Consider the following 13,114-nt stretch of genomic DNA (forward strand, 5'->3'; position numbering starts at 1 on the left):
GTCAGCCCGGACATCGAACGCGTCGACGGACATCCTCATTATTTAGTCAGCAAGCAAATGCTTGGCGATCACAATGCGTTGAATTTCGTTGGTGCCCTCGTAAATCTGCGTGACTTTTGCATCGCGGAAGAGTCGCTCTACCGGATATTCACGCGTATAACCGTATCCACCGAAGATTTGCACGGTCTCGATCGCGAGCTCCATCGCCGTATCGGTTGCGAAGCGTTTTGCCATAGATGCTTCCAAGCCGCATGCTTTGCCTTGGCTGCGCAGAGACGCCGCCTGATATACCAGCAGCTTTGCTGCTTCTGCCTTGGTCGCCATGTCAGCCAGCTTGAAAGCAATTGCCTGCTGCTTGCCGATGGACTGCCCAAACTGCTTGCGTTCTTTCGCGTACTCCGTCGCATATTGCAAGGCAGCTTCCGCTATCCCCAATGCTTGCGCGGCAATTCCGATTCGCCCTGTATCAAGGTTGGCCATCGCGATCGTAAAGCCCTCTCCTTCCTGACCGAGCAAATTCTCGGCAGGGACGCGAGCGTTGTCAAATACCAGCTCAGTCGTATAGGAGCCGTGCAGCCCCATTTTCTTTTCCTTTTTGCCGACGGTAAATCCTGGAGTATCCTTTTCCACAATAAACGCGGAAATTCCTCTCGTCCCTTTCGATGGATCCGTAACCGCAAATGTGATGTACGTATCCGCTTCGCCGCCGTTGGTAATGAAGACTTTGTTACCATTTAAGATGTACGCGTCTCCCTGGCGAACAGCAGAGGTACGGATGCTGCTCGCATCAGAGCCCGCATGCGGCTCCGTCAAAGCAAACGCTCCCAGATACTTGCCTGCCGCCAGCTTGGTGACGTATTTTTGTTTCTGCTCATCGTTTCCGAAATAAAGAATCGGGTTGGTGCCTACCGATGTATGAACGGATAAGATAACGCCTACTGTCGCGCTTACCTTGGATATCTCATGAATCGCGGTAATGTACGAGAGAAAATCCGCACCGGCTCCGCCCCATTCCTCCGCGATCGGGATCCCCATCAGCCCCATTTCGCCCATCTTTTGCAAAATGTGGCGCGGAAACTGATCCGTCTCCTCCATGATCGGAACAAAGGGTGCGATTTCTTTTTGCGCAAAATCGCGAACCATTCGCCGCATCATCTCATGCTCTTCCTTCATTCGAAGATCCATGTCTAGTCCTGCCTTTCTGCCTCAATCATCTGTCAGTTGTAAACGTAGAACCCGCGACCGGACTTCTTGCCGAGCCATCCTGCCTTGACGTATTTGCGGAGAAGCGGGCATGGGCGGTATTTCGAATCGCCGAACCCTTCATGCAGCACTTCCATGATATAGAGACATGTATCCAGTCCGATAAAATCAGCCAACGTCAGCGGCCCCATCGGATGATTCATGCCCAGCTTCATCACTTCATCGATTGCCTCTGGGGTAGCTACCCCTTCGTATACGCAATAGATCGCTTCATTGATCATCGGCATCAGCACGCGATTGGAAACGAAGCCAGGGAAGTCATTGACGCTGACCGGCACTTTTTTCATTTGCTTGGAGAGGTCTTCTGTCAGCTGGTAGACCTCGTCTGCCGTTTGCAGGCCGCGAATGATTTCGACCAGCTTCATCACAGGAACCGGGTTCATGAAGTGCATCCCGATGACTTTCTCCGGGCGCTTCGTCACTGCAGCGATCTCAGTGATGGGCAGCGAAGAGGTGTTGCTCGCCAAAATCGTATGCGGAGGGCAAACCTCATCCAGTTTGGAGAAGATTTGTGTTTTGACTGCCATGTTTTCCGTAACGGCTTCGATCACGAAGTCCGCGTCCTTCGCATCTGCCAAATCAGTCGACAGGATAAGACGGGACAGTACTGCTTGCTTTTCCTCTTCACTGATGGTGCCCTTCTCCACGTTGCGCGTCAGGTTTTTCGTAATAGTTGCAAGCCCACGCTCGACGAACTCCTGCTTGACGTCGTTTAAGTAGACGCGAAAGCCAGCTTGTGCCGATACTTGGGCGATCCCGCTCCCCATTTGTCCTGCTCCGATAACCATGATGGTTTGTACGTTCATCTGAAGTGCCTCCCTATTCCACTTTAATCAGGACCGCATCACCTTGTGCGGCTCCGCTGCAAATCGCTGCTATACCAAGGCCACCGCCTCGTCTTTTCAATTCGTAAGCAAGATGCATGATGATTCGTGCACCACTCGCACCAATCGGATGACCGAGTGCAATCGCTCCGCCGTTGACGTTTACCTTTTCTTCGTCCCAGCCAACGATTTTGCCGCTCGTCAGGGTAACGGCCGCGAAGGCTTCGTTTACTTCAAACAGATCGATGTCTTTTAAAGCCACTCCGGTTTTTTTCAACAGCTTTTGGATAGCGAGGCCCGGGGTAGTCGCGATGTACGGCGCCTCCGCTCCTACCTCGGCGTGACCCAAAATGGTTGCAAGCGGCTGGATTCCAAGCTCAGCTGCCTTCGCATCCGACATGAGAACCATCGCCGCCGCGCCGTCGTTAATTCCCGGCGCATTTCCTGCTGTAATGGTACCGTCCTTTTTATATACAGGCGGAAGCTTCGCCAACCCTTCGAACGTTGTATCTGGTCGAGGTCCTTCGTCTTTGCTGACGACGAGCGGATCTCCTTTTCGTTGCGGAATGCTGACAGCTACGATCTCATCGGCGAAGAGGCCGTTCTCGATTGCTCGAGATGCACGCTGCTGGCTGCGCAATGCCCACTGATCCTGAGCTTCCCGCGTAATGCCGTATTCATCAGCGACATTGCTGCCATGAACCGCCATCGGAACTTGGTCAAACGGACAAGTGAGACCGTCGTACATCATCAGATCACGAACCGTCGCATCACCCATGCGCATTCCGTACCGGGCATCTGGAAGGGCATACGGAACATTGCTCATGCTCTCCATACCTCCAGCTACGATGATTTCCCCATCCCCTGCACGGATGATCTGATCTCCCATCGTCACAGCACGCATCCCGGAAGCACAGACCTTGTTGATGGTTTCACTGGCAACGCCCCACGGCAATCCCGCTTTGCGCGCTGCCTGACGAGAAGGAACCTGACCCGCTCCAGCCTGTACGACCATGCCCATAATGACTTCATCCACTTGCTCGCCAGATACACCAGAGCGCTCCAATGCCTCTTTGATAACGATTGCCCCCAGTTCAACGGCAGACAAAGGTTTTAATGCTCCGCCAAACTTTCCAAAAGGGGTTCTTGCCGCTCCGACAATCACTGTTTTCATCGCACGATCCCTCCATTTCGTTTCATGTGACCGAGCGTTCGCTCATTTTCTATATACTCATTTTGCCGTTTGCTGCCACAATAGTCAATGTATTTAGAAAGAAAAAAGCTGCCTGCACTGACAGCAGCACAGCTTTTCCCCTTTGAGGCTTGTGCATTTAGATAGCGTCTGCCAGAATCTCCGCTACGTCACGCGTTTTTACCTCATCTTCTTTTTCTTTCGTTTTCACACCGTCGTTCATCATCGTCAAGCAATACGGGCACGCGCTCGCGATCGCCGTCGGATTGACTTCCAGCGCCTGCTCGGTACGTGTCACGTTCACACGGGAGCCTTCATGCTCTTCCATCCACATCAAGCCGCCACCCGCGCCGCAGCACATACTGTCGCAGCCACTGCGCTTCATTTCGAGCACTTCTACGCCAGGAATAGCTTCCAGAATGACGCGCGGTTTGTCGTAAATCTCGTTGTAACGACCCAAATAGCAGGAATCGTGATACGTAATACGCTCGTTTACTTCCTTGGTCGGTTTTAGACGGCCTTCTTTTACCCACTGAGCCAACAACTCGGAGTGGTGGTACACCTCTGCTTGCAGGCCGAATTCCGGATACTCGTTTTTAAACGTATTGAAGGCGTGCGGATCGCAGGTCACAATTTTTTTCACATCATATGCTTCGAACAGCCCGATGTTTTCCTGTGCCAGCTGCTGGAACAAAAACTCGTTTCCGATGCGGCGCGCGGTATCACCAGAGTTTTTCTCCTCGTTTCCGAGAATGGCGAATTTCACTCCCGCTTCGTGCATCAGTTTGACAAAGGCTTGCGAGATTTTTTGGCTGCGCAGGTCGAACGATCCCATGGAGCCTACCCAGAACAGGTACTCAAATTCCTCCACTTGCTTGACGGTCGGAACCTCGTACTCTCCATTCAGGCCTTCGATCCACTTCATCCGGTCTTTACGGTTGATCCCCCATGGATTGCCTTGACGCTCGATGTTGTTCAAAGCGCGCTGGGCTTCCGCTGGCATGCTGCCTTCTGTCATGACGAGGTAACGGCGCATGTCGATAATTTTTTCCACGTGCTCATTCATCACCGGGCATTGGTCTTCACAGTTGCGACAGGTGGTACAAGCCCACAGCTCCTGCTCCGTGATGACATCGCCGATCAGGTTCTTTTCGTAAACCGCTGCAGCTGTTGCACCTTCAGCGGTCGCAGCTACTTCGGATGCTTGCATCGCGATCTGGTTTGCTTGAGTATTGGCAAAAGCAAAGCTTGGCATCCAAGGCGTGCGCGAAGTTACCGCTGCCCCTTTTTCCGTCAGATGATCGCGCATTTTCGTAATCAGGTCCATCGGGGACAGCATCTTACCGGTTCCCGATGCAGGACACATATTCGTACAACGGCCGCACTCCACACAGGCGTACAGGTCGATCAACTGCGTTTGGGTAAAGTCCTCGATCTTGCCGACACCGAAAACTTCCTGGGTCTCGTCTTCAAAATTGATGCTCGAAAGCTTGCCTGGCGGGTCCAGCTTTTTAAACCAGACGTTCACCGGAGCAAACAGCAAGTGCGCGTGTTTGGACTGCGGCACGTAAACAGCAAAGCCGAGCAAAATAATCAGATGTGCCCACCAGAAAATATAGAACAGGACGGCACCAGCTGTCGTTCCCACCCCGATCGCGGAGAAAAGACTAGCGAGAACCGAAGAAATCGGAGCAAAACCAGAAGGCTCATGCCCCAGCCAGATCTGCTCAAATGCGAGTGAGAGCAGAACCGAAGCCATCAGGGAGGAAATCAGCAGCAGCACAATCCCTGACTTGAAGCCGCGTTTCAGGCGTTTTAGCTTTTCGATGTAACGGCGGTAAAAAGCGTAGCCAACTGCAGCTAAAATCAGGAACGTCGTGATCTCCTGCATCAGGCTGAAGTACTTGTGAGCGCTACCAAACGGAAGCTCAAAGCCCTTCGACAGCCCTTTGATTACCAGCTCGATGGCACCGAATTGCAAGATGATAAAGCCGTAGAACATGACTACGTGCATAACGCCGCTCTTTTTATCCTTCAAGAGCTTCTTGTGAAAAATGACGTTGTCCAGCAGCAGATTGATGCGTGCGCCAAAGTCATCTTTCACTTCCGGCTTTTTGCCCAGCTTGATGAACAAATACCGGCTGTATACGACATGTCCGGCCAAGTAAAGTCCATAGGCAAGCACCAGGAAAAAGGCAATCAGATTAATAAGTGCCAGCATGATTCTACTCCTCCTCCAATGATCGAGTTTTCTATTTGTTTTATTTTATCAGAATCGTCCCAGGAAATGAATGACTATTCAGTCTCTAGGGTGTTCTTTTTCTGAAAAATAAAATAAAACTGAGCGGTCGCTCAATGATGATTATGCTATGATCTTACCACACTTATCGCCGGTCAACCATACTAAAAAAGTGGACGAAATAAACTTGGCTCGGTCAAGCCTTTGGGGAGGAGCCCTTCTCCTCAGCAAAAGAAAAACAGTCGCCTGGACTTGCCAGACGACTGTCTTTTCAGCTAGCAGCAATCTCTTACTTGCCGGATACTTCTTTGGAAGCAGCATCCGATTCTGCTGTTTTCTTCTGTTTTTGCTCTTTTTGCTCACTGCGAACGTCTGCCAAGGATTTGACCTTCGTCGCCTTGATGCGTTTGTTACGCGGCAGATCGGTTGGCTCCAGGTTGTCTGCCTCATCCTGCATAAGCGCAGCGATCCCGACCGCTTTTCCTTTGGCTGCCTGGCAGTATTCGCAGTTTTCTTCGTCATGCTCGTGATATTGCTTTGGTTCTGGATAAGAGGTAATGACACCCTCGAAGTTGCGCAGAACGACTTTATCGGATGCCTGCGAGATAATGTAGTTCGGGCTCACAGGGATTTTACCGCCGCCGTGTGGAGCATCGACTACGAAGGTTGGTACAGCATAGCCAGAGGTATGGCCGCGCAGGTGTTCAATGATTTCGATACCTTTGCTGACAGGTGCGCGGAAGTGACCGATTCCTTCCGACAGGTCGCATTGATAGATATAGTATGGGCGGACGCGGATTTTCACCAGATCCTGCATCAATTTTTTCATCGTATTGGGGCAATCGTTGATACCAGCCAGAATAACGGCTTGGTTCCCCAGCGGCACACCTGCATTTGCGAGCATCTCACAGGCCTGTTTGGCTTCCGGTGTAATTTCTTTTGGATGGTTAAAGTGTGTATTGAGCCAAACTGGGTGGTACTTTTTCAGGATGTTGCACAGGTTTTCAGTGATGCGTTGTGGGAATACCACAGGCGCACGCGTACCGATGCGGATGATTTCCACGTGCTCGATTTCACGCAGGCTGCTGATGATGTATTCGAGTACGCGGTCGTTGATCAAGAGACCGTCTCCACCGGACAAAAGAACGTCACGGATTTCTGGAGTACGACGAATATAGTCAATACAAGCATCCAGCTGTTTCTTTGGCACGCCCATTCCGATCTGGCCGGAGAAGCGGCGACGAGTACAGTAGCGGCAGTACATCGAGCATTGGTTGGTTACCAGAAACAGCACGCGGTCTGGATAGCGGTGCGTCAAACCAGGAACAGGAGAATCCTCGTCTTCGTGAAGCGGATCTTCCATGTCGTATTTGGTGCGGACCATCTCCGAGGAAAGCGGAACGGACTGCATACGTACTGGATCGCTCGGATCATCCGGATCCATCAGACTGGCGTAGTAAGGAGTGATGTTCAACGGGATGGTCTGGGTGGAAATACGTACGCCTTCTTCTTCTTCAGGAGTCAGATTGACTACCTGCTTGAGATCATCTACGGTTTTAATGGTGTGGGTCAGCTGCCACATCCAGTCATTCCACTGTTCGTCGGTAACGTCTTTCCAGAGCTCAATATCGCGCCAATTGCGCTTCGTTGCTACTGCCATGGTTTGTTACATCCCCTCTCGTCAATAGTGAAGCCATTGTCATTCACTCGTTGAACAAGAGATGCAAGGGTCGTGCCAATCAAATCAAAAAATTTAGAAAATAAGGAATAGAGCGGTTTGTCGGCCTCCAGCTGTGTTTTGCGCTTCAGCTATTCCTTGATTGGTGTGCCGAAATTTCGGCAGTTAATTGAGAGGGTTTGCCCGTTGATTCAGCTTGTATTGCAGGGTCTGCCGCGGAATTCCTAGCAGCTTGGCAGCTCGAAGGACGTTTCCCTCCGTTGTTTTCATGGCGTCCTGAATCACATGCTCCTCGATCTCCTTCAATAGATCCGGAAGTGTTCTGCCTGCTCCTGGCTGCAGCAGATTTGTCGGGATGACCTGCTCCGCCTCGCTATGTCCCAACGGCCGCTCCAGCAAGTGCGGCGGCAAATGCTCCATGTCAATCCTAGTACCTTCGACCATGTTCATCGCTGCCTCTACGACATGCTCCAATTCCCGCACGTTTCCTGGCCACGAATAGGAATGAAATAAACGCTCCACTTCGCTGCTGAAAGCCCGCACATTCATACCAAACTGCTGATTGAATTTCTCGAGAAAATGGTTCGACAATAGATGGATATCTTCCCTGCGCTTTCGCAGCGGTGGCAGCTCAAACGATACCACGTTGATGCGATAGTACAAATCCGTACGCATCAGCCCTTGCTGAACAAGCTTTTGCGGAGGCTCGTTGACGGCTGCGATCACACGAACGTCGACTTTGCTTTGCTGACTGCCGCCAATCCTGCGAATCTGCCCATCCTGCAATACGCGAAGCAGCTTTGCCTGTAAATCCAGCGGCATGCTGTTCAGCTCATCCAAAAACAATGTTCCTCCATCTGCCAGCTCAAACAGACCCGGTCTGTCATCCGCCCCCGTGAAGCTCCCTTTCGTCGTACCGAATAACAGGCTTTCCAATAACGACGAAGGGAGCGCCGCACAGTTTTGTGCAATAAAGGGCTTGCTGCTGCGAGACGACGCTTGGTGAATCGACTGGACGAACAGTTCCTTCCCTGTCCCCGTCTCTCCGTAAATCAACACGGGCGAGGAAGTACGAGCGGCCCTGCGAGCACGATCTTTCACCAGATCCATCTGCTCGCTACAGGTCAAAATATCATCAAAATGAAAGGAGAGCCCATCCTTTTGGCTCTTGGTTCGCTTGGGCTTGCTGATCTTCGCCTGCAAATCGACCAGTCGCTCCGACAACTCTTTCAGCTTTCCGATATCCTTGGCTACCTCGACTGCTCCAACCAGTCTTTTGCCTACGCGCACAGGCAAGGTCGTATTGATCGTTTCCACCCTGACGCCTTTCCAGTTTTTATAGACCTGTGGCTGATTATAGATCGATTCGCCGCTGTCTATGACCCGAAGCAAGGTACTGGATTCACGATCCAGCGAAGGAAATACCTCTAATAACGGCTTTCCCAGCACCTCCTCCGAGGTGAGGCCATCAAGCTTGGAGGCTACGTGATTGTAAAAAATCGTGATTCCGTTTGCGTCTACCACGTGTATTCCTTCATCAATCGCTCCCAGAATTGCCTGCAACATTTCTACTGTATCTGACAAAGGCATCCTCGTACTCACTCCTTTAAGCCCATGCTGCCAAAAAATCATCACAATGCCGAATATTCGGCACATTTCATTTATAGGGATCGAGAGCGGAGCCTGCGTATTTGCACCACAAGTATGCTCGTGAATAGGAGGTGTCCCAGCACCCAAATCAAAAAAGCCGTCCATGATAAAGCTGCGCCGCTCAGGAAACTGAATGGAAAAAATAGAAGGGCAAAGGCCAGCATCCAGTACAGGCTGAATTTGATCTCCCTCCCTTTGCCGGACCGAGGATAGACAAATACCCACACACAGGCGATCGCCACGCTAATGAGAAGATGGATCAACAGCTCCACGACAGACGGGAGGTTTTCCATGCCGGGTACATACCCAACATCGATCAGCACCGAGAACGTCCGCGTACCAAACAGTCCATCACCCAAAGCTAAAAATCCTGCAAGAACGAGACCAGCCAAGAGTCCGTTACCCACTACGAACATCAAGCAAACCTCCTTTTCTTCCTGAAGGAGTACTTCCATTGTACGTGTAGAAAACCGCCCTTGCCAAGGACGGCTTATTTTTCGCCTCATACCCCAGCCCAAATGGGAGGCAGAGAGGCAGCTTATTTTATTGGATCTGTATCGTCAGCTCGTGTTCGCCGGCATATTGCTCGTTCATCCACAACTGATAAGCCAATTCCACGCGTGCAGGCATCTGCCGTTCGTAGCGAATCCGCAGCTTGTTGGTATGCGTTTCCATCGCAAATGGACCATACGGACTTTGATAGCTGGCATGGGTGCTCGCCCCTTTTTCAAACTGCTGGCGCGTAGAAACCCCTCCCTGCCGAACAAGCGTGATGGATTGCTCCGTCAGCTTGAGAGTCGTGCTGACTTCTCCAGCTCCTTCTACCTGCTCCTTATAGGTCAAATACCAGGCCCCGATCTTTTGTACGCATTTTCCTTCATAGGTATGAATCGTCTCCTCCCATTCACCATCGACCCGGTGTTTGGCAGTCAATTCGATTTTCACGTCTTGCATAATCGCTTCCACACTCCACTTTTTCTTCCTGTCCACCATCGTTTACATCCGTTCATTTTACCCTTCAACTCTCTTCGCTTGCAACAGCGGCTTGCGTGGAAGCTTCTATGAGCATGGACCGCATCGTGATAGCTATACCGACTGCAGCCAGCAGCAGCAGCCCTGCCAAGACCAGATACCCCGCACCCGCCCCGGTATAATCAATCATCATGGTAAAGCCACCGATCAGCATCAGGCGCATCATCATGCCGACGGAATTGAAAAAGCTCATGACCCGCCCCATAAAGTGCTTCGGCACAATGGTCATGTAGAGAGATTGTCTGATCAGCCGCACTGAAGCATTACACCAGCCGTACACCATATAGGAAGCAACCAGCGCCCATCCGTACGGCAAAGAGACCATCGCTACCATCACGATAGCAAACAACAGCGTATTACCGACGATCGCCGAAAACTGCCCCATTTTCGCTACCAGAAAGGATACGAGAACACCCGCTGCAACTGCACCGATCGCATAGGCCATTTCACCAAGGGAAAAGATCGAGACATCCGCTTTCAGCGTCTGGCTCACATAGACCGGCTTTAACAGATTGCTCGCCATAATGGCGATGAAGGGCATCATGGCGGAAATGCCGAAGACCATAAACCCTCGTTTCTCCCGTATGTACCGCCAGCTTTGCCAAAGCTGTCCCAGCCAGTTTACTCCTTGGTTTGCTTTTGCCTCGCCCTCCAGCGTGAAAGTGTACTTCATGGTGGACAAGAGTCCAAAGGCAAATAAATACGTCAAGGCGTTAAAGAGGATTACGATATGCAATCCGTACGAGTTTAACAAGAATCCGGCCACCCCGCCTGCAAGAACAGAGGCCGTCTGTCCTTCAATCTCTAGCAGGCTGTTGATGCTATTGTAATGCCTTGGTTCAAAGCCCTCCTGAACCAGCGCAGATTGAGCCGGGTAATGAATTTGATACATAAAAGTCGTCACGAGATAAATGGCGATCAGCATCCACTCCACGTACGAGCCGAAAAATCCCCATATAGCCAAGGCTCCTAGCACACTAAAGCCGATCAGGTTCTCCACCAGCAGCATTTTTTTGCGGGAGAAACGATCGATCAATGTACCGATGTACGGACCAATAAAGAACATGAGCACCGCGGAAGTGAACATCGTGCTGCCCAGCAGCTGGGCGGATCCGGTCTTTTCTACCAGGTACCATGCGATCCCGATCATCGTCATGCCTTGACCAAACCCGGAAAACAAGTTGGAGAAAAACAGTTTGCGAAAATCTACATTCGCGAATACCTCTTTCATAGAATACAACTCCCCGTCACAGCTTCTCGTGATCATCGTACCTTTATAATTATATTTTGTAAACAAAAATGTTTAAAAATATTCTAGCATCGAAAATGGAAACAAAAACGCCCCCGGAGTAGGTATCCGGAGACGTCTATTGATCGTCAATTATTTTACAAAGCTCAGCAGCAGCTCGCGTACGATTTTGGATGCAACGATTTGCGTCATTTCACTGTGGTCGTATACAGGCGCTACCTCTACCAGGTCGCAGCCGATTACGTTTGCCCCGTTGTTTGCCATGAAATGAATCGTGTCCAGCAGCTCGCGGGAAGTGATACCGCCTGCTTCTGTCGTACCTGTACCTGGCGCGTGAGCCGGATCGAGTACATCGATGTCGATCGTCAGGTAAATTGGGCGGTTGCCGATCGTTGGCAGCACCTTTTTCACTGGCTCCAGCACATCGAATTTTGTCAGGTGCATGTTTTCCTTCGCCCACTCGAACTCTTCGCGCATACCGCTGCGAATACCGAACGAGTACACGTTTTTTCCGCCGATCAGGTTGCACACCTTTTTGATCGGAGTGGAGTGGGAATACTGATAGCCCTCGTAGTTGTCGCGCAGGTCTGTGTGCGCGTCAAAGTGGAAAACAACCATATCCTTGTACTTTTCATAAACGGCTTGGAAAACGGGCCAGGAAACCAAGTGCTCTCCGCCCAATCCGAGTGGAAACTTGCCGTCTTCCAGGACCTTCGCCACGAAATTGCGGATCATGTCCAGGCTGCCTTCCACGTTCCCGAAAGGAAGCGGAATATCGCCAGCATCAAAGTATTTGATGTCTTCCAGCAGTCTGTCGAGGTACGGGCTGTACTCTTCCAGACCGATGGATACTTCACGGATACGGGCAGGGCCGAAACGGGAGCCTGGGCGGAAGCTAACCGTCCAGTCCATTGGCATTCCGTAGATAACTGCTTGGCTCTCTTCGTAGTTTCCGTGGCTACGAATGAAGACATTGCCAGAGTATGCTTCGTCAAATCGCATGCTTTGTCGTCCTCCTTCGATTAGTCGCGTGTCAGCTCAGCCACGAAGTTTGGCAGCTTGAAGACAGCGTGGTGAAGGTCTGCATTGTAGTATTTGGTGCCAACATCTTTGATTTTCGCTGGATCTACTTCCAACGGATCATGCTGCTTGGAAGCGATCGTGAAGCTCCACAGACCGGATGGATAGGTCGGGATGCTGCACGTATAGAGACGGGTTACCGGGAAGATCGATTTCAGGTCTTTGAATACGCGTTTGATCAGCTCGCGGTTGAACCAAGGAGATTCTGTTTGAGCGACCATGATACCATCTGGTTTCAGTGCATCATGGATTCCTTGGTAGAAGCCTTTTTCGAACAAGCCTACAGCTGGTCCTACTGGCTCTGTAGAGTCAACCATGATCACATCGTACTCGCCTTTATGGTCATGAATGTGCTTGATCCCGTCGATTACTTGCACGTCCACGCGGGAGTTGCCCGTCAGCGCGCTTGCGATCTCAGGGAAATATTTTTTGCAGGACTCAATTACGCCACCGTCGATTTCAGCCAAAACCGCTTTTTCCACGGATGGATGCTTCACGATTTCGCGGATCGCTCCGCCGTCTCCGCCGCCTACAACCAGAACTTTTTTCGGGTTCGGGTGCGTGTTCAGCGCTACGTGAGTAATCATCTCATGGTAAACAAACTCATCGACATCGGTGGTCATAACCATGCCGTCGAGCACCAACATGCGTCCAAATTGCTTGGTAGTAATCACATCGATTTGTTGAAACTCGGTTTTTTCACTGTATAGGGTGTCTGTAATTTTCGTTGTAATCCCGTGATTTTCCGTTTGTTTCTCGGTGTACCACAATTCCATGTTCATGGTTATGTAACCTCCTTCAAGTAACCGCATGTATTTTGAAGGCTTGACGATCGCAAGCCTTTTGGTGCAACCTTAGCATCCAAGGAAAATGGTCAGGCTTTCACTCTTTGGTTCGAGTTGCGCTG

Annotated in this window: 11 protein-coding genes; all 11 read right to left on the minus strand. The window is 51.0% G+C overall.

What is annotated here, in order from left to right; all coding sequences use genetic code 11:
* Positions 1–42: 42 nt before the first annotated feature.
* The gene (locus EDM59_RS27140; RefSeq protein WP_122926493.1) at positions 43–1,185 is read right to left on the minus strand and encodes an acyl-CoA dehydrogenase; all 1,143 of its coding nucleotides are present in this window, start codon (positions 1,183–1,185) and stop codon (positions 43–45) included.
* Between the two features lie 32 nt (positions 1,186–1,217).
* Positions 1,218–2,069, minus strand: coding sequence for a 3-hydroxybutyryl-CoA dehydrogenase (locus EDM59_RS27145; protein ID WP_122926494.1), 852 nt, complete (start codon positions 2,067–2,069; stop codon positions 1,218–1,220).
* A gap of 13 nt (positions 2,070–2,082) precedes the next feature.
* Complete coding sequence (locus EDM59_RS27150; protein WP_122926495.1) at positions 2,083–3,261, minus strand: acetyl-CoA C-acetyltransferase; 1,179 nt, start codon at positions 3,259–3,261, stop codon at positions 2,083–2,085.
* 157 nt (positions 3,262–3,418) lie between these two features.
* On the minus strand, positions 3,419–5,500 hold the full coding sequence (locus tag EDM59_RS27155) for a (Fe-S)-binding protein (protein WP_122926496.1): 2,082 nt from the start codon (positions 5,498–5,500) through the stop codon (positions 3,419–3,421).
* Between the two features lie 307 nt (positions 5,501–5,807).
* The gene (gene kamA, locus EDM59_RS27160; RefSeq protein ID WP_122926497.1) at positions 5,808–7,178 is read right to left on the minus strand and encodes a lysine 2,3-aminomutase; all 1,371 of its coding nucleotides are present in this window, start codon (positions 7,176–7,178) and stop codon (positions 5,808–5,810) included.
* A gap of 183 nt (positions 7,179–7,361) precedes the next feature.
* On the minus strand, positions 7,362–8,786 hold the full coding sequence (locus EDM59_RS27165) for a sigma-54 interaction domain-containing protein (RefSeq protein ID WP_122926498.1): 1,425 nt from the start codon (positions 8,784–8,786) through the stop codon (positions 7,362–7,364).
* A gap of 71 nt (positions 8,787–8,857) precedes the next feature.
* Positions 8,858–9,262 carry a hypothetical protein gene (locus tag EDM59_RS27170; protein WP_122926499.1) on the minus strand — a complete coding sequence of 135 codons (405 nt, stop codon included), beginning with the start codon at positions 9,260–9,262 and terminating at the stop codon, positions 8,858–8,860.
* A 127-nt stretch (positions 9,263–9,389) separates the two neighbouring features.
* The gene (locus EDM59_RS27175) at positions 9,390–9,839 is read right to left on the minus strand and encodes a YwiB family protein (protein ID WP_246011267.1); all 450 of its coding nucleotides are present in this window, start codon (positions 9,837–9,839) and stop codon (positions 9,390–9,392) included.
* A 25-nt stretch (positions 9,840–9,864) separates the two neighbouring features.
* Positions 9,865–11,109: an MFS transporter gene (locus tag EDM59_RS27180; RefSeq protein ID WP_122926500.1), complete on the minus strand. Its 1,245-nt coding sequence runs from the start codon at positions 11,107–11,109 to the stop codon at positions 9,865–9,867.
* A 150-nt stretch (positions 11,110–11,259) separates the two neighbouring features.
* Positions 11,260–12,129, minus strand: coding sequence for an agmatinase (speB, locus tag EDM59_RS27185; protein ID WP_122926501.1), 870 nt, complete (start codon positions 12,127–12,129; stop codon positions 11,260–11,262).
* 20 nt (positions 12,130–12,149) lie between these two features.
* Positions 12,150–12,983 carry a polyamine aminopropyltransferase gene (gene speE, locus EDM59_RS27190; protein WP_092268456.1) on the minus strand — a complete coding sequence of 278 codons (834 nt, stop codon included), beginning with the start codon at positions 12,981–12,983 and terminating at the stop codon, positions 12,150–12,152.
* Between the last annotated feature and the right edge of the window lie 131 nt (positions 12,984–13,114).

The sequence above is a fragment of the Brevibacillus nitrificans genome (genome assembly GCF_003710965.1).
GTDB classification, from domain to species: domain Bacteria; phylum Bacillota; class Bacilli; order Brevibacillales; family Brevibacillaceae; genus Brevibacillus; species Brevibacillus centrosporus.